Source organism: Streptomyces sp. NPDC101110 (assembly GCF_044759525.1).
Classification (GTDB): domain Bacteria; phylum Actinomycetota; class Actinomycetes; order Streptomycetales; family Streptomycetaceae; genus Streptomyces.
In genome coordinates this window covers 405774-425612 of the sequence record NZ_JBIVZM010000003.1, presented here as the reverse complement: position 1 = coordinate 425612, position 19839 = coordinate 405774, and the positions used below count along the sequence as shown (strand labels likewise).

The following is a 19839-nucleotide window of genomic DNA, read 5'->3' as shown; positions in this document are numbered from 1 at the left end:
GCGCGACCCGCACCGTCCGGGCCCTTGCCTACAGGGGTGTGACGTACGCCCCCGCGATCCCGCCGTCGACCAGGAAGTCGGTGGCGTTCACGAACGAGGAGTCGTCGCTGGCCAGGAACGCCACCGCGGCGGCGATCTCCTCGGCCTCGGCGAACCGGCCCAGCGGGATGTGCACCAGGCGGCGCGCGGCGCGCTCCGGGTCCTTGGCGAACAGTTCCTGGAGGAGCGGGGTGTTGACCGGGCCCGGGCAGAGGGCGTTCACGCGGATGCCCTCGCGGGCGAACTGCACGCCCAGTTCCCGGGACATGGCGAGCACGCCGCCCTTGGATGCCGTGTACGAGATCTGGGAGGTGGCCGCGCCCATCCTTGCGACGAAGGACGCCGTGTTGATGATCGAGCCCCGGCCCTGGCGCTGCATGTAGGGGATGGCGGCCTTGCAGCAGAGATAGACGGAGGTGAGGTTGACCTCCTGGACCCGCTTCCAGGCGTCCAGGCCGGTCTCCAGGATGGAGTCGTCGTCGGGAGGGGAGATGCCGGCGTTGTTGAAGGCGATGTCGACGCTGCCGTAGGTGTCGTAGGCGGTCTGGAAGAGGGCCTCGACCTGCTCGGGGTCGGTGACGTCGACCTTCACGAAGGTGCCGCCGACCTCCTCGGCGGCAGCCTTGCCGCGGGCGTCGTCGACGTCGCCGCAGACGACGTGGGCGCCCTCGGAGGCGAGGCGGCGGGCCGCGGCGAGGCCGATGCCGCTGCCGGCTCCGGTGACGACGGCGGTACGGCCGACCAGACGGCGGCAGATGTTCTCCTGGGCAGTCACTGTGCGGGGCCCTCCGTGCTGATGAAGACGTTCTTGGTTTCGGTGAAGGCGGCCAGGGCGTCGGGGCCGAGCTCGCGGCCGACCCCGGACTGCTTGTAGCCGCCGAACGGGGTCCAGTAGCGGACGCTGGCGTGGGAGTTGACGGACAGGTTGCCGGCGCGGACGGCCCGGGAGACGCGCAGGGCACGGCCGATGTCGCGGGTCCAGATGGAGCCGGAGAGGCCGTAGGGGGTGTCGTTGGCCAGCCGGATCGCGTCCTGCTCGTCGGTGAAGGGCAGGAGCACGGCGACGGGGCCGAAGATCTCCTCGCAGGCCGCCGCCGAGTCGGGGCTCTCGCCGGTCAGGACGGTCGGCGGGAACCAGAAGCCCGGGCCCCCGGGTGCGCTGCCGCGCAGGGCCGGGGCGTCGTCGGGCACGAAGCCGCGGACCCGGTCGAGCTGCTGCCGGGAGATCAGCGGGCCCATCTGGGTCTTCTCGTCGGCCGGGTCGCCCACCACCACCTCGGCCAGGGTCTTCGCGAGGAGTTCGCGGACCTCGTCGTAGACCTGCTCCTGGACCAGGATGCGGGTGCGGGCGCAGCAGTCCTGGCCGGAGTTGTCCAGGAAGGAGAAGGGGTCGACGGCGGTCTTGAGGTCGGCGTCGGCGAAGACGACGTTGGGGCTCTTGCCGCCGAGTTCGAGGGTGACGGGCTTGACCTGTTCGGCGCCGAGGGCCGCGACGCGTGTCCCGGTGCGGGTGGAGCCGGTGAAGACGATCTTGGCGACTCCGGGGTGGCGGACCAGGGCGTCGCCCGTGATGTCGCCACGGCCGGGCAGGACCTGGAAGAGGTGCTCGGGGAGACCGGCCTCCAGGGCGAGTTCGGCCAGGCGCAGCGCGGTGAGCGGGGTGGTCTCCGCGGGCTTGAGGAGGACGGCGTTGCCGGCCGCGAGAGCGGGGGCGGCGCCCCAGGCGGCGATCGGCATGGGGAAGTTCCACGGCGCGATCACGCCGACGACGCCGAGCGGTTCGAGGATCGTGACGTCCAGGCCACCGGGGACCGGGATCTGACGGCCGGTGAGCCGCTCCACTCCCCCGGCCGCGTAGTCCAGCAGGTCACGGACGTTGCCGGCCTCCCAGCGGGCGTTGCCGATGAGGTGGCCGGCCTCGCGGACCTCCAGGCGGGCCAGTTCCTCCACGTGGTCGTCGACGACGGCCGCGAAGCGGCGCAGCAGCCTGGCGCGGTCGGCGGGGGGCAGGGCGGCCCAGGTCCGCTGTGCTCTGGCGGCCCAGGTGACGGCCGTGTCGACGTCGGCCGGGCTCGCCCCGGCGACGGCGGCGACGACCTCCTCGGTCGCGGGGTTCAGTACTTCCAGAAGGTGCTCGGAAGACACGAAGGACCTCACATGCGTTCGAAGGAGCGGCGCAGCTCCCAGTCGGTCACCGCGGCGTCGTAGGCGTCCAGTTCGACGCGCGCCATGTTGCGGTAGTGCGCGACGACCTCGTCGCCGAAGGCGGCCCGGGCGATGGGGCTGTTCTCCCAGAGCTCGGCGGCCTCGCGCAGGGTGGTGGGGACGTGGTCCAGGTCGGCGGTGTAGGCGTTGCCGGGACAGGGGTCGGGCAGCTCCAGCTTCTGCTCGATGCCGTGCAGACCGGCCGCGACCAGCCCGGCGACGGCGAGGTAGGGGTTGACGTCGCCGCCGGGCAGGCGGTTCTCGAAGCGCAGGGAGCGGCCGTGACCGACCACGCGCAACGCGCAGGTGCGGTTGTCCTGGCCCCAGGCGACGGCGGTGGGGGCGAAGGAGCCGGGCTGGAACCGCTTGTAGGAGTTGATGTTGGGGGCGTAGAGGAGGGAGAAGTCGCGCAGGGCGGCGAGCTGTCCGGCGAGGAAGTGCCGCATGACCTCGGACATGCCGCCTTCGAGATCGCCGGCCATGGCGTTGCCGCCGTCGGCGTCGGCGAGCGAGAGGTGGATGTGACAGGAGTTGCCCTCGCGCTCGTTGTACTTGGCCATGAAGGTGATCGACATGCCCTCCTGGGCGGCGATCTCCTTGGCGCCGGTCTTGTAGACGGAGTGCTGGTCGCAAGTGACCAGGGCCTCGTCGTAGCGGAAGGCGATCTCGTGCTGGCCGGGGTTGCACTCGCCCTTGGCGGACTCGACGGTGAGGCCGGCGCCCGCCATCTCGTTGCGGATGCGGCGCAGCAGCGGCTCGATGCGGCCGGTGCCGAGGACCGAGTAGTCGATGTTGTACTGGTTGGCCGGGGTCAGGCCCTTGTAGCCGGCGTCCCAGGCCTGTTCGTAGGTGTCCTTGAAGACGATGAACTCCAGCTCGGTGCCGACCTGGGCGGTGTAGCCGAGTTCGGCGAGGCGCTCCAGCTGGCGGCGCAGGATCTGGCGGGGGGCGGCGACGACCGGGGAGCCGTCGCTCCAGGCGAGGTCGGCGTGGAGCATGGCCGTGCCCGCGTTCCAGGGGACGCGGCGCAGGGTGGTGAGGTCGGGGTGCATGGCGAAGTCGCCGTAGCCGCGGTCCCACGAGGACATGGCGTAGCCGTCGACGGTGTTCATCTCGGTGTCGACGGCGAGCAGGTAGTTGCAGCCCTCGGTGCCGTGCTGGAGGACTTCGTCGAGGAAGAAGCGTGCGGCGAACCGCTTGCCCTGGAGCCGCCCTTGCATGTCGGGGAAGGCCAGGACGACAGTGTCGATCTCACCGCCGGCGACGAGGGTGTGCAGTTCCTCGACGCTCAGCGGGGGTGTGCGGTCTGCCACGGGAAGGCCTCCTAGGCTCCTTGGATCCGCTGCCTTGGATCCGCCGGGAGCCATAAGGTATTGCCGAGAACCATTGCTTGGGAAGGGGGTACGGCCACATGCCGGAGGAAGCTGGGGGCGGCGAGGTGCGGGACGGGCTGACGCCGGTGCTGCGGCCGGTGCGCGCGGGCAACGGCTTCGAGGAGGCGCTGGAGCAGATCCTCCAGGTCGTACGGCTGGGTCTGGTGCCGGGGGGAGAGCGGCTGCCGGCCGAGCGGGAGCTGGCGGAACGGCTGGGGATCAGCCGGGTGACGCTGCGCGAGGTGCTGAAGGTGCTCCAGGACCAGGGGCTGGTCGAATCGCGGCGCGGCCGGTACGGCGGGACGTTCGTACTGCCGCGTGCCGACGCCGTCGGCGAGGACGAGCTGCGGCGCCGGGTCGCCGAGGTCGACATAGAGGACGTGCTGCGGTTCCGGGAGGTGCTGGAGGTGGGCGCGGCCGGGCTGTGCGCGGCGCACGGGCTGGAGGAGAAGCAGGCGGACCGGCTGCGCGAGGCTCTGGCGCGCACGCACGACGCGCCGCTCGCCGAGTACCGCCGCCTGGACACACTGCTGCACCTCACACTCGCCGAGTTGTCCGGCTCCCCCACGCTCACCGCCCAGTACGCGGCCGTCCGTGCGACGGTCAACGACCTGCTCGACTGCATCCCGCTGCTGGTGCGCAACCTGGAGCACTCCCAGCGCCAGCACACCGCCCTGGTGGAGGCGGTGATCGAGGGCGAGGCGGACCAGGCACGGGAGATCATGCGCGAGCACTGCGGCGGCACGGCGGCACTGCTGCGTGGGTTCCTCGGCTGAGCCGCGCACGGTCGGGGCGGCGCGACGGTCGGGCACGGCGGTCGGGCACGGCGATCAGGCACGGCGATCAGGCACGGCGGCCGGGCACGGCGGCCGGGCACGACGGTCGGGCACGGCGGTCGGGCGCGGTGAGGATTTACGGGCGATTAACGCACGGGTCTTGCCATCCCGGGCCGGCCCCGCAAAGGTATGGCTCCATTCCATTGAGTCGGAGCCCGCTCGCCCCCCGTGACCGCCGCCGCCCCGTCGGGAGTCTGCTTATGTCCCAGGAACCCACTCTCACACCCGCCGCCCCAGAGGGCGACGACTATCTGGAGCGCAGAGCGCTGCGCCGCGGCAGCGCCGGCTGGGTGCTGCTGACCGGCCTCGGCGTCGCCTACGTCGTCTCCGGCGACTACTCGGGCTGGAACTTCGGCCTGGCCGAGGGCGGCTTCGGAGGCCTCGCGATCGCCATGGTGCTCATGGGCGCGATGTACGCGTGCATGGTCTTCGCCCTCGCCGAGCTGTCCTCGATCCTGCCCACGGCGGGCGGCGGCTACGGCTTCGCCCGGCGGGCGCTCGGCCCCTGGGGCGGCTTCCTGACCGGCACGGCGATCCTCATCGAGTACGTCCTCGCGCCCGCCGCCATCGTCATCTTCATCGGCGACTACGTCGAGTCGCTGGGCCTGTTCGGCCTGGAGTCCGGCTGGCCGATGTACCTGGTCTGCTTCGCGATCTTCCTCGGCATCCATCTGTGGGGCGTCGGCGAGGCGCTGCGCTTCAGTTTCGTCGTCACCGGCATCGCCGTGGCCGCCCTGATCGTGTTCGCGCTGGCGGCGCTGCCCGACTTCTCCTTCGCGTCGCTGGACGACATCCCGGTCGATTCCTCCGCCGCGGGTTCCAACTCCTGGCTGCCGTTCGGCCTGCTCGGCATCTGGGCGGCGTTCCCCTTCGGCATGTGGTTCTTCCTCGGCGTCGAGGGCGTGCCGCTGGCCGCCGAGGAGACCAAGGACCCGGCCCGTACGCTGCCCAAGGCGATCCGCTGGTCGATGGGCATCCTGGTGGTGCTGGCGGTGGTCACGTTCTTCGCGGCGGCCGGGGCACGCGGTTCCGCCGCAGTCCAGGAGGCGGGCAACCCGCTCGTCGAGGCGCTCCAGCCGAACGGCAAGGCGACGACCCTGAGCCGGATCGTGAACTACGCGGGCCTCGCCGGCCTGGTGGCGTCGTTCTTCTCCCTGATCTACGCAGGCTCGCGCCAGCTGTTCGCCCTGTCCCGCGCGGGCTACCTGCCGCGGTTCCTGTCGCTCACGAGCCGCCGCAAGGCGCCCTACCTGGGCCTGCTGGTGCCCGGCACGATCGGCTTCCTGCTGGCGGCGGTCTCCGGCAACGGCGCGCGGATGCTGAACATCGCCGTCTTCGGCGCCACCATCTCCTACGCGCTGATGTCCCTGTCCCACATCGTGCTGCGCCGCAGGGAGCCGGAGCTGGAGCGGCCGTACCGCACACCGGGCGGTGTGCTGACGTCGTCGGTCGCGCTGGTGCTGGCATGCGCCGCGCTGGTGGCGACGTTCCTGGTGGACGTGACGGCGGCGCTGATCGCGCTCGTGGTGTACGCCGTGGCCGTGGCCTACTTCGGCCTGTACAGCCGCAAGCACCTGGTGGCGAAGGCGCCCGAGGAGGAGTTCGCGGCGCTGGCGGCCGCCGAGGCAGAGTTGGCAAGGGACTGAGCCGTCCGACCGTGAGGGAGTTCTCGTGACCAGGCCTTTGATCGGGGTCAGCACCTACCTGGAGTCCGGTGCGCGCTGGGGCGTGTGGGAGCTGGAGGCCGCGCTGCTGCCGGTGGGCTACCCGCGGCTGGTGCAGCGGGCCGGCGGCCTGGCCGCGATGCTGCCGCCGGACGACCCGCGGCACGCCGCAAAGGCCGTGGCCCGGCTGGACGGCCTGGTCATCGCTGGCGGTCCGGACGTGGAGCCGGTGCGGTACGGGGCCGAGCGCGAGCCGCGGACGGGTCCGCCCGCGCCGGAGCGGGACGCGTGGGAACTGGCGCTGATCGAGGCGGCGCTGGCCGCGGGGCTGCCGCTGCTGGGGATCTGCCGGGGCATGCAGCTGCTGAACGTCGCTCTCGGCGGGACGCTCCTGCAGCACATCGAGGGGCACGCCGAGGTCGTGGGCGTCTTCGGTGGGCACGCGGTGAAGCCGGTGCCGGGCAGTCTGTACGCGGGGGTGGTGCCGGAGGAGACGTTCGTCCCGACGTACCACCACCAGGCCGTGGACCGCCTGGGCGAGGGCCTCGTCCCGTCGGCGTACGCGGCGGACGGCACGGTGGAGGCGGTGGAACTGCCCTCGGCCGGCTGGGTGCTGGGGGTGCAGTGGCATCCGGAGATGGGAGAGGACGTACGGGTGATGGGGGCGCTGGTGGAGGCGGCGAGCACCGGCAGAGTCAGCCCGTCCGGCGTTTGAGGACGAGGCCGTTCAGGCCGAAGCCGGGGCCGGGGGCTCAGCCCCCGGCTGGGTCGAAGGGGCAGCGCCCCCGGGGATGGGACGGGTGGGGGCGGCGGGGCGAAAACTACCCCCGCGTCAGCGACGGCAGGTCCCGCGCTACCCCCGCGTCAGCGACAGCAGGTCCCGCGCCGGGCCTGTGGGGCGGTGCCCCGTCGGCCACACCGCCCTCAGATCCCGCGCCAGCGCGACCCCCTCCACCGGCACCGACACCAGCCGCCGCATGGCCAGCTCCTCCCCCACGGCCAGCTCGCTGAGCACCGCCGGCCCCGCCCCGCTCACCACGGCCGCCTTCACCGCCGTCGTCGAGGACAGCTCGATCAGCGGCCGGGCCAGCCCGCCGAGCGCCGCGTCCAGCACCTGCCGCGTCCCCGAACCCTTCTCGCGGAGGATCAGCGGCGTCGACGCCAGTTCCTCCGCCGCCAGCGACCGCCGCCGCCGGGCCCATGCGTGCCCCGGCGCGGTCACCACGATCAGCCGGTCATGGGCGATGACCGCCGAGTCGAGACCGGCCGGCACCGAAAGACCCTCCACGAACCCCAGATCGGCCTCGTCGGACAGCAGCCGCTCCGCCACCGCCGCCGAGTTCCCCGCGTGCAGCGAGACCGCCGTGTCGGGCCGCTGCGCGCGCAGGGCGAGCAGCCAGCCGGGCAGCAGGTACTCCGCGATGGTCATGCTGGCGGCGACCCGCAACCGGGAGTCGCGCCGGTCGCGCAGCGCCTGCGCCCCCACGTCGAACGCCTCCGCCGCCTCCACGATCCGCCGCGCCCAGTCCGTCACCAGCGCCCCGGCGTCCGTCAGCCGGGACCCGCGGGGCGACCGGTCGACCAGCGCCACGCCGAGCTGCCGTTCCATCGACCGGATCCGGCTGCTGGCCGCGGGCTGGGTGATGCCCAGTTCCCGGGCCGCCCCGCCGAGACTGCCGAGCCGCGCCACCGCCAGCAGCAGCTCCAGGCCGCCCAGGTCCGGCACCCGGTGCGCCAGGGACCCGGCCGCCCCGGCCGCACCCTGCCCGGCCTTCTCATCCGCGTTGCTCATAAGCCCAGCTTATGCCGCCATAGAGGCATGGTCCCTGGTGGTGCGCCCCGCCCGGAACCATCGTGGAGTCATGGTCACCGCAGCCCAGCCCGTCGCGTACCCGCTCTCCGTCCGTGATCTCGGACCCAACTGGTACGCCACCGTGATGGGCACCGCCGTCGTCGCCACCGCGGGGGCCGCCCTGCCGCCGCACCTCCCGGGGCTGCGCGGCATGCTCGCCGGGGTGTGGACCCTGTCCCTCGTGCTGCTGCTCGCGCTGCTCGCCGGCCGGGCCGCGCACTGGGCCCGGCACCGGGACCGGGCCACCGACCACCTCCTCGACCCGGCGACCGCACCTTTCTACGGCTGCCTCGCCATGGCCCTGCTGGCCGTGGGCGGCGGTGCCCTCACCGTCGGCCGGGACTGGATCGGGCTGCGGGCCGCCGTGGCGCTCGACGCGGTGCTGTTCACCGCGGGCACGGTCATCGGGCTCGCCGCGGCCGTGGCGGTGCCGTATCTGATGGCCGTGCGGCATCGGGTGGAGCCGCAGCAGGCCACGCCGGTCTGGCTGCTGCCGCTCGTCGCGCCCATGGTGTCGGCCGCCGTCGGGCCCGGCCTGGTGCCGCATCTGCCGTCCGGCCAGGCCCGCGAGACGCTGCTCCTCGGCTGCTTCGCGCTGTTCGGGCTCAGCCTGCTCGCGACCCTGGTCATGCTGCCGCTGGTCTTCGCCCGGTCGCTCACCGGCGGCCCGCTGCCGCTCGCGCTCACTCCCACGCTGTTCCTGGTGCTTGGCCCGCTCGGGCAGTCCACCACCGCCGTCGGCGCCTTCGCGGACACCGCGCCCGGTGTCGTCCCGGAGCCGTACGGCGAGGCCTTCGGTGCCCTCGCCGTGCTGTACGGCGTGCCCGTCATGGGGTTCGCGCTGCTGTGGTTCTGCCTGGCCGCCGCCCACGTGCTGCGCGCCCGGCGGCACGGGATGCGGTTCTCGATGACCTGGTGGTCGTTCACCTTCCCGGTCGGCACCTGTGTCACGGGCGCCGAGGCGCTGGGCCGGCACACCGGGCTCGTCGCCTACGCGGGTCCGGCGGTGCTGCTCTACGCGGTGCTGGTCGTGGCGTGGGGCACGGCCGTCGCGGGCACCGTGCGCGGGCTGCTCAGGGGCGAGCTGCTCGCAGCGCCCGGAGCAGCACGCGTGGCGCCTCGGCCAGTGACGGCCCGTACCACGTCAGGTGCCGTCCGCTGACGAGCGCGCAGGGCACGCCGGGGAAGGCCTCGGGGCCGTCGTCCGCGGCGAAGCGGTACGGCTCGTCCGGCAGGACCACCACGTCCGGCGCGGCGGCGCGCAGGTCCTCCACGGGGACGCGTGGGTAGCGCTCGGGGTGTGTCGCGTACACCTGGTCCACGCCGAGGCGGGCGAGGACGTCACCGGCGAAGGTGTCACGGCCCAGCACCATCCACGGGCGGCGCCAGATCGGCACGACGGCCGTCAGCCGCGTCCCGGGTTCCGGCAGGACCGACCAGACGTCCTCCGCCTCGTCGAGCCAGCGGGGGCGGGCCGTCACCCCGCAGGCGTCCAGCACCCGGGCCAGTTCCCGGAAGGCCTTCGGCACGTCGCGGATCTCCGTCACCAGGACCTCGGTGCCCGCGGCGCGCAGGGCCGCCAGGTCGGCTGCGCGGTTCTCCTCCTCGTTGGCGATCACCAGGTCGGGCGCGAGGGAGAGAATCCGGTCCGTCTTGGGGTTCTTGGTGCCGCCGACGCGCACGACGTCCAGGTCGGCGGGATGCCTGCACCAGTCGGTGGCGCCGACCAGGGTGCCGGGCGCGGAGCGGGCCACCGCCTCGGTCAGCGAGGGGACCAGCGAGACGACCCTCACCGGCGCGGCCGGTCCCGGACCGCCTCGATGTGCTCCGCGACGGCGACGACGATCACCCGGGTGTCGGACTCCGCGGCCCGCCAGCGGTGCCGTACACCGCCGGTCAGGTACAGCGTGTCACCACGGCCGAGGCGGTAGGCGCGGCCTTCCGCCTCGATCTCCACCGCGCCGTCGGCGACGTACATCAACTGGTCGTTGCGGTACTGGAATTCACGGCCGGCGTCATGGTCGCCGGTGAATTCGGAGGCGTGCATCTGGTGGTGGCCGCGGACCAGGGAGCGGGTCCGCGGCAGGGGCTCCGGTTCGGTGCCGTCGGCGCGGACGACGTCCACGCTGCACGCGGGGTCGGCCGCGGCGAGGAGCTCCACGGCGGTGGTGCGCAGGGCGTCGGCGACCTTCTCCAGGGAGCTGGTGCTGGGCCGCGCGCGGTCGTTCTCGATCTGGCTCAGGAACGGGACCGACAGGCCGCTGCGCGCGGCCACGACGGCGAGGGTGAGCTCCAGCGCGCGGCGCCGCCGGCGCACGGCCGCGCCCACCCGAAGGGGCTGCTCTTTGTGGTCGCCCATCGCTCCGGCTCCCTCCTTCGCCCGTCGATCCGCTCCCCGTGCGACGGTGTCCCGGCGCACTGCTGCTGTTGAGTTGTCTGCACCCTACGCATGTTCGGCAAACCGTTTCAGGCGGCCGTCACATCGCCGTCATACGGGACGGTGCGCGTCCTCACACTTCGCGCCAGGTGATCCGTGCCGAGCGGGGCGGGCGGGTGGCCCAGCCGCTGGGGAAACAGGCGGGGAGAGAGGGGTTCAGGGGGGTGGCGTAGCGCTCTGTGGTTGTCCGGATCCCGCTCGTGGAGCGAGGGCCGGGGCGGGACGCGGCGTGTCGCGCGTCCCACCCCGGAACCCTACTGCGGAGTCATCCTCCGCACCATGTCCGGATGCCGCCCGAGCCAGTCGGCCACGGCTTCCTCCTCGTGGCCCTGGCCGCGGTCCTTGATCTCGCTCTCCAGGCTGCCGAGCTCCTCCTCGCTCATCCTGAAGTTCTTGATCCACTCAGTGAGCTGCGGGTACTCCCCGGGGAACTCCTCGTTGGAGATGGTGCGGATCGTGTTGCCCTCGCCGAAGGCCTTCTTGGGATCCTTCAGCTTGGTCAGCTCGTAGTCGCTGTACGCCCAGTGCGGCGACCAGAGGGTGACGGCGATCGGCTCCTTCTTGGCGTACGCGCGCTTCAGCTCGGCGAGCATCGCGGGCGTGGAGCCGTCGACGACCTCGTACTCCTCGTCCAGGCCGTAGCCGGGCAGGACCTTGTTCTTCAGCAGGTCCATCTCGCCGGTGCCCGGCTCGATGCCGATGATCTTCCCCTTGAAGGTGGAGGACATGCCCTTGAGGTCCGCCAGGGAGTCGACGCCCTTCACGTAGGACGGTACGGCGAGCTCCAGGGAGGTCGGCTCGTACCAGGTGCCGAGGTCCTTGAGCCGGTCCTGGTTCTTGTCCCAGTAGTTCTTCTGGGCGTAGGGCAGCCAGGCATCGAAGTTGAGGTCGAGATCGCCCGAGGCCAGACCGGTGTAGACCGGGCCGACATCCATCTGCTTCAGGTTCAGCTTGTAGCCGCGCCGCTCCAGGACGTTCTTCCACAGGTAGGTGACGGCGATGTCCTCGTCCCAGGGGAACCAGGCGACGTCCAGGGGCTGCTTGGCCTCGGCGGGCGTGCCGCCCCCGGCGTTCCGCACCGGGGCCATCTTGTCGACCACGCCGGGGTTCTGCTTCAGCCAGGCGCGGACGGCGTCCTGCTGGTTGCCCTTGCCCGCCTTGTTGATCTCGGCCTCGAGGCTGGTGAGCTGCTTCTCGCTCATGCTGAAGTTCTTCAGCCACGTGGCGACCGTGGGGTCGTCGTCGGTGAAGCCCTTGCGGGACAGGGTGTGCACGCCGTCGCCCTCGCCCCAGGCGCCCTTGGGGTCCTTGAGCTTCTTGAGGTCGTAGTCGTTGTACGCCCAGTGCGGCGACCAGAGGGTGGTGACGATCGGCTTCTTCCGGTCGTAGGCGCGCTTCAGCTCGGCCAGCATCGCGGGCGTGGAGCTGTCGACGACCTCGTACTCCTTGTCGAGGCCGTACTCCTTTAGGACCTTGCTCTTCAGCAGGGCCATCTCGCCGGCGCTGGACTCGATGCCGGTGATCTTGCCGCCGAACTCGGAGGCCTTGCCCTTGAGGTCCGCCAAGGAGTCGATGCCCTTCATGTAGGCGGGCACGGTGAGCTCCAGGGACGTCTTGTCGTACCAGGCGCCGAGGTCGTCGAGCTGCTTGCCGTACTTCTTCCAGTACTGGGCGTGGGTGGTGGGCAGCCAGGCGTCCGTCTGGAAGTCGATGTCGCCCTGGGCGAGGGAGGTGTACAGCGGGCCCGCGTCGAACTGCTTGGCCTCGACCTGGTAGCCGCGCTGCTCCAGGATCTCCTTCCAGAGGAAGGTGGAGGCGACGCCCTCGTCCCAGGGGATGTAGCCGATGGTGATCTTCTTGCCCTGGCCGACGTTCTTGCCGTCCGCCACGGCCTCGGTGCCGGTGCCGCCGCCGAAGGCGCCCATGCCGCCCGCGGTGAGCGCCAGGACGACGACGCCGATCATGGCGACGACCGGGCGGGGCCGGTACGACCAGATCTTCAGCCCCTGGGCGCCGCGCAGCTTGGCGGCGGCGCGGCGGCCGAGCGGGGAGACCTGGGTGCCCAGGGCGCTGGTCATACGGTCCAGGTAGATCGCGAGGATCACGATCGCCACACCGGCCTCGGAGCCGAGGCCCACGTTGAGCTGGCCGATGGCCTCGTTGACGTCTCCGCCGAGGCCGCCGGTGCCGACCATGCCGGCGATCGCGGCCATGGACAGGCCGAGCATGATGACCTGGTTGATGCCGGCCATGACGGTGGGCAGGGCCAGCGGGAGCTGGACGCGCAGCAGCGTGTTGCGGGGCGAGGTGCCGAACGCCTCGGCCGCCTCGACCAGTTCCTTGTCGACCTGCCGGATGCCCAGCTCGGTCATGCGCACGCCCGGGGCGAGCGCGAAGATCAGGGTGGCGACGATGCCGGCGGGGGCGCCGGTGCCGAAGAACAGGATCGCCGGGATGAGGTAGATCATCGCGGGCAGCGTCTGCATGAAGTCCAGGACGGGCCGGACCAGACCGCTGACGCGGTCCGAGCGGGCCGCCCAGATGCCCACGGGTATGGAGATCACCAGCGCGATGACGGTCGCCACGAGGACGAGCGCCAGGGTGATCATCGCGTTCTCCCACAGTTCGAGGGAGTCGATGAACGCGAATCCGGCGAAGGTGAGGACACCGGCGAGGGTGCCGCGCAGCCAGAAGGCGATCACGGCGAAGATGCCCGCGAGGAGCAGCGGTTCGGGGGCCTGGAGGACGGCGTTGATGCCGTCGTAGAGGCCGAGGAAGACGGTCTTGCAGAAGTCGAAGAGCCACGCCATGTGGGTGGTGAGCCAGTCGACCCCGTCGTTGACCCAGCTGCCGAGCTGAATCCTAGGCACGGGCGGTCACCTTCTCTCCGCCCTTGTCCCGCGGGGAGTCGCAGGGCTCCGGGGTGGCGTCCTGCTCGTCGCCGAGGAAGCCGATCAGGCGCTGCCGGGGGACGACGCCGATCTGCTTGTCGTCCTTGTCCACGACCGAGACGGGGTGGGTGAGCCGGGCGCTGATGGCGCACAGCTCCGTGAAGGGGGTGTCGGGCGTGGCGGTCTCGCAGCGGCAGCCGGGGTCGTCGGCGGTGACCGAGGTGTCCATGAGCTCGCCGGCGGTCAGGACGCGGGAGCGGTCGACGTCCTGGGTGAAGGAGGCGACGTAGTCGTTCTCCGGCCGCAGCAGGATGTCCTGGGCGGTGCCGATCTGGACGATGCGGCCGTCGCGCATGACGGCGATGCGGTCGCCCAGGCGCATGGCCTCGTTCAGGTCGTGGGTGATGAAGACGATCGTCTTCTTGAGCTTCTGCTGGAGTTCCAGGAGCTGGTCCTGCATGTCGCGGCGGATCAGCGGATCCAGGGCGCTGAAGGACTCGTCCATCAGCAGCAGGTCGGCGTCGGTGGCGAGTGCGCGGGCCAGGCCGACGCGCTGCTGCATGCCGCCGGACAGCTCGTCGGGCCAGGACTTCTCCCAGCCGGCCAGGCCGCACAGGGCGAGCGCCTCGTCGGCGCGGCGTGCGCGCTCGGCGCGGGGCACGCCCTGCACCTCCAGACCGTAGGCGGCGTTCTCGCGCACACTGCGGTGCGGGAAGAGCGCGAAGTGCTGGAACACCATGCTGATCTTCTTGGAGCGGACCTGGCGCAGTTCGCGGGCGCCGAGCGTGGTCAGGTCCTGGCCGTCGAACCGCACGTGCCCGGCGGTCGGCTCGAGCAGGCCGTTCAGCATGCGCAGCAGGGTGGACTTGCCGGAGCCGGACAGGCCCATGACGACGAAGATCTGGCCGGGCTCCACGGTGAAGGACGCGTCGATCACGGCGGCGGTCGTGCCCTCGGCCCGCAGTTCCTCCCGGTCGGCGCCGCCGCGCAGCCGCTCGACGGCCCGGTCCGGTCTTCTGCCGAACACCTTGTACAGACTCGTCGCTTCCAGCGTCGCTGACACATGGACCTCTGTTTCGTTGACAACGGGACAGAGCGAGGACAGGGCACAAAACAGTTGAAATGCGCAACCAGCCTCGCTCCGGGGCGGCGCCTTCCCTGGATCACCGGAAGCAAACGAAAGAGTGGGGCGCTTCACACCGGATGCGCAGGACACAACGCGTTGCGCTGCGCCGGGTGGCTGTCGGTGCGGTACGGCATGATGCGTGGCGTGACCGGACGACTGATGCTCCTCGACACCGCCTCCCTCTACTTCCGCGCCTACTTCGGCGTCCCGGACTCGGTCCGGGCCCCGGACGGCACGCCGGTGAACGCCGTGCGCGGACTGCTCGACTTCATCGACCGCCTGGTCAAGGACCACCGGCCGGACCTGCTGGTCGCCTGCATGGACGCCGACTGGCGGCCGCAGTGGCGGGTGGAGCTGATCCCCTCGTACAAGGCGCACCGCGTCGCCGAGGAGCACGCGGTCGGACCGGACGAGGAGGAGGTGCCCGACACGCTGTCCCCGCAGGTGCCGGTGATCGAGGCGGTGCTGGACGCGGTGGGCATCGCGCGCGTGGGCGTCGCGGGCTACGAGGCGGACGACGTGATCGGCACCTTCACCGCGCGGGCGACGGGCCCGGTCGACATCGTGACGGGCGACCGCGACCTGTACCAGTTGGTGGACGACGCGCGGGGCGTGCGCGTGCTGTACCCGCTGAAGGGCGTGGGGACACTGCAGCACACCGATGAGGCCGTGCTGCGTGAGAAGTATGGGGTCGACGGCAGCGGGTACGCGGATCTGGCCCTGCTGCGCGGCGACCCCAGCGACGGCCTGCCGGGCGTGCCGGGCATCGGAGAGAAGACGGCCGCCAAGCTGCTGTCCGAGTTCGGGGACCTGGCCGGGATCATGGCGGCGGTCGAGGACCGCGGGTCGAAGCTGACACCCTCGCAGCGCCGGCGGCTCGACGAGGCGCGTCCGTACCTCGCGGTCGCGCCGAAGGTGGTGCGGGTGGCGCACGACGTGCCCCTGCCGGAGGTATCGACGGCGCTGCCGCGGACGCCGCGCGACCCGGCGGCACTGGAGGCGCTGTCGGCGCGCTGGGGACTCGGCGGGTCACTGGAGCGGTTGCTGACGACCCTCTCGGCATGACGTGACAGGACGGGCTGGAGGAGGCCGGCGGCCCTCGGTGTTCAACTGCCGCTCTTTTCGAGAGGTGTGAAGCGGGGGCGAGGTGCTAACTTAGGTAACCCTAACTATGTGAGACAGGGAGGTCCTCATGGCAGAGCGACCGGGACGCCAGCCGCGCAGGCTCCACACCGCGCAGGTGGTCCGCACCGAGCGGCTCACCCCGCACATGCAGCGCGTGGTGCTCGGCGGCGAGGGCCTCGCCGACTTCACGGCCGGCACGTGCACCGACCACTATGTGAAGCTTCTCTTCGCGCCCGCGGGCGTCACCTATCCGGAACCCTTCGACCTGCAGCGCGTGCGTGACGAGCTGCCGCGCGAGCAGTGGCCGGTGACCCGGACGTACACGGTCCGCCAGTGGGACGCCGAGCACCGTGAACTGACCCTGGACTTCGTCATCCACGGCGACGAGGGCCTGGCCGGTCCGTGGGCCGTGCGCGTGCGGCCGGGCGAGACCGTGCGTTTCATGGGCCCCGGTGGGGCGTACGCACCCGACCCGGGTGCCGACTGGCATCTGCTCGTGGGGGACGAGAGCGCGCTGCCCGCCATCGCCCGCGCCCTGGAGGCGCTGCCGCACGGGGCCAGGGCGTACGCCTTCGTGGAGGTCTCCGGCGCCGAGGAGGAGCAGAAGATCGACTCGGACGTGGCGGTCGTCTGGCTGCACCGCGGCGCCCGGCCCGTCGGCGAAGCGCTGGTCGACGCCGTACGGAGTCTTGAGTTCCCGGAGGGCCGGGTGCACGCCTTCGTCCACGGCGAGGCGCATTTCGTCAAGCAGCTGCGCCATCTGCTCCGCGTCGAGCACCAGATCCCGCGTGAGGACCTCTCGATCTCCGGTTACTGGCGGCGAGGCCACAACGAAGACGGCTGGCAGGCCTCGAAGCGCGAGTGGAACGCCCGGATCGAGGCGGAGCAGGAAAGCGTGTCGGCGGCCTGAGCCCCGCCGGCCCGCCCGGGCACTCGCCTGCGGACGCCGGGCCGGTCCCCGGGATCAGTCCTCCCGTACCCGCGCGTGCAGATGCATGTCGTGCCATCCGTCCGGCTGCATGATCGCACTGCGCTTGGTGCCCTCCAGCGCGAAGCCGGTGCGGGTGGCGACCCGGCACGACGCTTCGTTGCGCACGGCGTGCAGCAGTTCCAGGCGGTGGAAGCCGGTTTCGCCCAGGGCCCAGCGGGTGAGAGCGGTGGTGGCGCGGACGGCCACCCCCCTCCCCCGGGCCGCCGGGACGGTCCAGTACGCCACCTCCGCCGCCCCGTCGTCGAGCCGCAGCTCACGCAGCGCAACCCGGCCCAGCAGCGCACCGGACGCGGCGTCGGCCACCGCCCAGTGCGCCTCCCGCTCCTCCTCCCACGACTGCTGCCACGCGCGGATCCAGTCACCGACCTCGGTCTCGGAGTCGGCCGACCGGGCGTGCCACTGGTGCATCACCGGGTCCTGGAAGACGTCGTACACCGCGGGTGCGTCCCCGGCCCGGAAGGGGCGCAGGACGAGTGCACCGTCAGCGGGGAGAGTCGGCTGCGGGCGGTCGGCGAGGGCTCCGGCGGTCAGGACCGGGCTGATGAGAAACGGCATGCCCGCATCCTGGCAAGGGCCGGGGGCGTGATCCCAGTGGGTTTTCGCCCCGCCGCCCCGGCCTCGTACGCTGGGCCGCGATGAGACGCAAGACGGGCACCCCGCCCTCTCCCCTGCCGCAGCGCCACGGCGTGGACCCGGTGCGGGTGCGGCTGCCCGCGGCCGGGACCTGGGCCACGGTGCGCGACCACCTGGTGGAGCGGCTCTCCGGGGCGGGCCCCGGCGTCGTCGACGGCATGCTCGACGCGGGCCGGATCGTCGGTGCGGACGGACGGCCCGTCGCAGCGGACGCCCCCTACGTCCCCGGGATGTTCGTCTGGTTCCACCGGGACCTGCCCCCCGAGGTGGCGGTGCCCTTCCCGGTGCGGGTCGTGCACCGGGACGAGCACATCGTCGTCGCCGACAAGCCGCACTTCCTCGCCACCACCCCGCGCGGCGGCCATGTCGCCGAGACCGCGCTGGCCCGGCTCCGCCGGGAGCTGGACCTTCCGGCGCTGACCGCCGCTCACCGGCTGGACCGGCTCACCGCGGGGCTCGTGCTGTTCGTCGTGCGCCCCAGCGAACGCGGGGCCTACCAGACGCTGTTCCGCGACCGCCGGGTTCACAAGGAGTACGAGGCGGTCGCCCCGTACGACCCCGGTCTCACCCTGCCTTTCACGGTCCGCAGCCGGATCGTGAAGGAGCGCGGTGTGCTCACGGCCCGGGAGGTCCCGGGCGAGCCCAACGCCGTGAGCCGTGTCGAACTCGTCGAGCACCGCAACCGATCCGGCGAGCGGGGCCGGCCCGGTGGACTCGCCCGGTACCGGCTCACGCCCACCACCGGGCAGACGCACCAGCTGCGCGTGCACATGACCGCGCTGGGCCTGCCGATCCTCGGCGACCCGCTCTACCCCGAGGTGGCCGCCCCCGCGCCGGCCGGTGATTTCCGTCGGCCCTTGCAACTACTGGCGCGCTGCCTGGAGTTCACCGACCCGGTCACGGGCGAAAACCACCGCTTCCGCAGCGGACGGACGCTCGCGGCCTGGGCGTCGTACGACCGTAGGGCCGCCGGGACCTACGACGGCCCGCCGGACGGTCAGTAACCGCGCCACCAGCTCAGGAACCGCTGCCAGACGCCCGTGCGGCGGGGCGCTCGCGCGACGCCCGGCTGGGGCGGCCCCGGCACAGGCTGCGGCTGCGGCTGCGCCCGGATCGGCTGGGGCTGCGCGGTGACCGGCTGCGATGCGACCGTCCGGGGCGTCGCGGTGACGGGCTGGGGCTGGGCTGCGGCCGCCCGGGGGGTCGCGGTGACCGGCTGCGACTGCGGTACGGCCGGTGCGGTGGCCGGCGGCTGCGCGCTGCCGATCTGCCAGTCCGAGCGCTGCGCGGCGAGCGGCTTGTGGTGCGGCACCTCCTGCACGTCCTGCGGCGGCCTGGGCGCGAACTGCACCGGCAGTTCCACCAGGTGCCGGGAGGCGATGGACGCCGTCCAGCTCAGCTCCTCCTCGTCGCAGTCGAGTTCCACGTCCGGCAGCCGCATCAGCAACGCGTCGACACCCACGTCGGCGATGGAACGGCCGATGTCCTGGCCGGGGCACTCGTGCGGGCCGCCGCCGAAGGCGAGGTGGGAGCGGTTGCCCTGCATGCTGGCCTTCAGGTCCGGCCGTACCCGCGGGTCGACGTTGGCCGGCAGCGGCGCGAAGAGCAGCCCGTCGCCCCGGCGGATGCGCTGCCCGCCCAGCTCCGTCTCCTGCTTGGCGAAGTAGGCGAAGACCGTGCTGAACGGCGGTTCGTTCCACAGGGACTGCTCCACCGCCTCCGGCACCGTCATCTGGCCGCCGTTGAGCTGGGCCCGGAAACGCGGGTCGATCAGCACCGTCAGCAGCACGTTGGACAGCAGGTTGGTGGTGGCCTCGTAGGCGGCGAAGAGAACCAGGCGCAGGTGTTCCCTGACCTCGTCGTCGCTCAGCCTGGCCGGGTGCGTGATCAGGTAGCTGGCGAGGTCCTCCTCCGGCTGGGCCCGGCGGGTGGCGGTGAGCCGGCTGAGGACGTCCATGACGTAGGAGTGGCTGGCGAGCGAGGTCTCGGTGCCCTTGAGCGCGTCACGGGCGGCCTCGACGAGCCGGTCGTCGTACTCGTCGGGCATGCCGAGGATCTCGCACATCACCGCCATCGGCAGGTGCTCGGTGAACTGGCTGACGAGGTCCGCCTCGCCCGCCTCGCAGAACCGGTTGACGATCACCTGCGTGCTGCGGTTGATGTAGCGGCGCAGGCTGCGGAAGTCGATGGTGGAGATGGCGCCCATGACCGCGCCGCGCAGCCGTTTGTGCTCGTCGCCCTCGGCGTGCGAGGCGATGGGCTGCCAGGCGATGTGCGGCATCAGCGGGTGGTCCGGCTTGACCAGGCCCTCCTTGAGCGGGGTCCAGATCCGGCTGTCCCGGCAGAACTGCGAGGGCGAGCGCACCATGTGCAGGTTCTCGGCGTGGCCGAGGACGATCCACATCGGCACGTCGTCGTGGAGCAGCACGGGCGCCACGGGGCCGTGCTGCTCCCGTAGTTGCTCGTACAGCGCTCCGAGGTCCTGCGCCTCGTGCAGCCGGTGCAGTCCGCCGGGTCCGAGGCCGTGCGCGGGGCAGCCGGGGGGCGGGCCGGGAGGGAGGTCGTCCGTGCCGGTCGGGGCGTGGGATTCAGGCGTCACAGTGATCGCTCCGAAACTGAGGGGGTTCCAGGTGTCCGGGGGGGGGGAGGTGCGAACGCATCGCACGG

At 72.1% G+C, this 19839-nt stretch carries 17 protein-coding genes; 7 read left to right on the top strand and 10 right to left on the bottom strand.

Going from position 1 to position 19839, the window contains the following annotated elements; genetic code table 11:
* Nucleotides 1-28 precede the first annotated feature (28 nt).
* The 3 genes from ACIQU3_RS08135 to ACIQU3_RS08125 are packed head-to-tail and all read right to left on the bottom strand — an operon-like array spanning nucleotide 29 to nucleotide 3557.
* The gene (locus ACIQU3_RS08135; RefSeq protein WP_403728716.1) at nucleotides 29-814 is read right to left on the bottom strand and encodes a 3-oxoacyl-ACP reductase; all 786 of its coding nucleotides are present in this window, start codon (nucleotides 812-814) and stop codon (nucleotides 29-31) included.
* Entirely contained in the window at nucleotides 811-2184 is a 1374-nt protein-coding gene (locus ACIQU3_RS08130; protein ID WP_403728718.1) for an aldehyde dehydrogenase family protein, read from the bottom strand. Before ACIQU3_RS08130 ends, ACIQU3_RS08135 begins: the two co-directional genes overlap by 4 nt.
* Before the next feature lie 8 nt (nucleotides 2185-2192).
* Nucleotides 2193-3557 (bottom strand): glutamine synthetase family protein, encoded by a 1365-nt coding sequence (locus ACIQU3_RS08125; protein WP_403728720.1) that lies wholly within the window; start codon nucleotides 3555-3557, stop codon nucleotides 2193-2195.
* A gap of 98 nt (nucleotides 3558-3655) precedes the next feature.
* Between ACIQU3_RS08125 and ACIQU3_RS08120 the strand changes: the two genes are divergently transcribed.
* The 3 genes from ACIQU3_RS08120 (at nucleotide 3656) to ACIQU3_RS08110 (ending at nucleotide 6832) form a co-directional block, all read left to right on the top strand.
* A complete protein-coding gene (locus ACIQU3_RS08120; protein WP_403728722.1) occupies nucleotides 3656-4393 on the top strand; it encodes a FadR/GntR family transcriptional regulator in 738 nt (245 codons plus the stop codon).
* A gap of 260 nt (nucleotides 4394-4653) precedes the next feature.
* Nucleotides 4654-6099, top strand: a complete 1446-nt coding sequence (eat, locus tag ACIQU3_RS08115) for an ethanolamine permease (RefSeq protein WP_403728725.1) — start codon at nucleotides 4654-4656, stop codon at nucleotides 6097-6099.
* A 37-nt stretch (nucleotides 6100-6136) separates the two neighbouring features.
* Complete coding sequence (locus ACIQU3_RS08110) at nucleotides 6137-6832, top strand: gamma-glutamyl-gamma-aminobutyrate hydrolase family protein (RefSeq protein ID WP_403924172.1); 696 nt, start codon at nucleotides 6137-6139, stop codon at nucleotides 6830-6832.
* A gap of 138 nt (nucleotides 6833-6970) precedes the next feature.
* Here ACIQU3_RS08110 and ACIQU3_RS08105 read toward each other — a convergent pair whose 3' ends face one another.
* Nucleotides 6971-7909 carry a LysR family transcriptional regulator gene (locus ACIQU3_RS08105; RefSeq protein WP_403923946.1) on the bottom strand — a complete coding sequence of 313 codons (939 nt, stop codon included), beginning with the start codon at nucleotides 7907-7909 and terminating at the stop codon, nucleotides 6971-6973.
* Between the two features lie 70 nt (nucleotides 7910-7979).
* Between ACIQU3_RS08105 and ACIQU3_RS08100 the strand changes: the two genes are divergently transcribed.
* Nucleotides 7980-9131: a TDT family transporter gene (locus ACIQU3_RS08100; RefSeq protein WP_403923943.1), complete on the top strand. Its 1152-nt coding sequence runs from the start codon at nucleotides 7980-7982 to the stop codon at nucleotides 9129-9131.
* Here ACIQU3_RS08100 and ACIQU3_RS08095 read toward each other — a convergent pair.
* The 4 genes from ACIQU3_RS08095 to ACIQU3_RS08080 form a co-directional block, all read right to left on the bottom strand.
* Complete coding sequence (locus ACIQU3_RS08095; protein ID WP_403923941.1) at nucleotides 9043-9762, bottom strand: helical backbone metal receptor; 720 nt, start codon at nucleotides 9760-9762, stop codon at nucleotides 9043-9045. The two genes, ACIQU3_RS08100 and ACIQU3_RS08095, sit on opposite strands and share 89 nt — an antisense overlap.
* Nucleotides 9759-10328 (bottom strand): helix-turn-helix domain-containing protein, encoded by a 570-nt coding sequence (locus ACIQU3_RS08090; protein ID WP_403728736.1) that lies wholly within the window; start codon nucleotides 10326-10328, stop codon nucleotides 9759-9761. The genes ACIQU3_RS08095 and ACIQU3_RS08090 overlap by 4 nt, the downstream gene beginning before the upstream one ends.
* A gap of 332 nt (nucleotides 10329-10660) precedes the next feature.
* A complete protein-coding gene (locus ACIQU3_RS08085; RefSeq protein WP_403923938.1) occupies nucleotides 10661-13276 on the bottom strand; it encodes an ABC transporter permease/substrate binding protein in 2616 nt (871 codons plus the stop codon).
* Nucleotides 13269-14360, bottom strand: coding sequence for a glycine betaine/L-proline ABC transporter ATP-binding protein (locus ACIQU3_RS08080; RefSeq protein ID WP_403923935.1), 1092 nt, complete (start codon nucleotides 14358-14360; stop codon nucleotides 13269-13271). Before ACIQU3_RS08080 ends, ACIQU3_RS08085 begins: the two co-directional genes overlap by 8 nt.
* Before the next feature lie 198 nt (nucleotides 14361-14558).
* Between ACIQU3_RS08080 and ACIQU3_RS08075 the strand changes: the two genes are divergently transcribed.
* Both ACIQU3_RS08075 and ACIQU3_RS08070 read left to right on the top strand, forming a co-directional pair.
* On the top strand, nucleotides 14559-15488 hold the full coding sequence (locus ACIQU3_RS08075; protein ID WP_403729224.1) for a 5'-3' exonuclease H3TH domain-containing protein: 930 nt from the start codon (nucleotides 14559-14561) through the stop codon (nucleotides 15486-15488).
* 127 nt (nucleotides 15489-15615) lie between these two features.
* A complete protein-coding gene (locus ACIQU3_RS08070; protein WP_403923933.1) occupies nucleotides 15616-16458 on the top strand; it encodes a siderophore-interacting protein in 843 nt (280 codons plus the stop codon).
* Nucleotides 16459-16512: 54 nt separating this feature from the next.
* On the opposite strand, the gene ACIQU3_RS08065 is transcribed toward ACIQU3_RS08070, so the two are convergent.
* Nucleotides 16513-17094: a GNAT family N-acetyltransferase gene (locus tag ACIQU3_RS08065; protein WP_403728742.1), complete on the bottom strand. Its 582-nt coding sequence runs from the start codon at nucleotides 17092-17094 to the stop codon at nucleotides 16513-16515.
* An 80-nt stretch (nucleotides 17095-17174) separates the two neighbouring features.
* Here ACIQU3_RS08065 and ACIQU3_RS08060 point away from each other — a divergent pair, with 80 nt between their 5' ends.
* Nucleotides 17175-18176 (top strand): RluA family pseudouridine synthase, encoded by a 1002-nt coding sequence (locus ACIQU3_RS08060; RefSeq protein ID WP_403923930.1) that lies wholly within the window; start codon nucleotides 17175-17177, stop codon nucleotides 18174-18176.
* Here the strand turns inward: ACIQU3_RS08060 and ACIQU3_RS08055 are convergent.
* Nucleotides 18170-19771 (bottom strand): cytochrome P450, encoded by a 1602-nt coding sequence (locus ACIQU3_RS08055; RefSeq protein WP_403923927.1) that lies wholly within the window; start codon nucleotides 19769-19771, stop codon nucleotides 18170-18172. The genes ACIQU3_RS08060 and ACIQU3_RS08055 overlap by 7 nt on opposite strands.
* Nucleotides 19772-19839 lie beyond the last annotated feature (68 nt).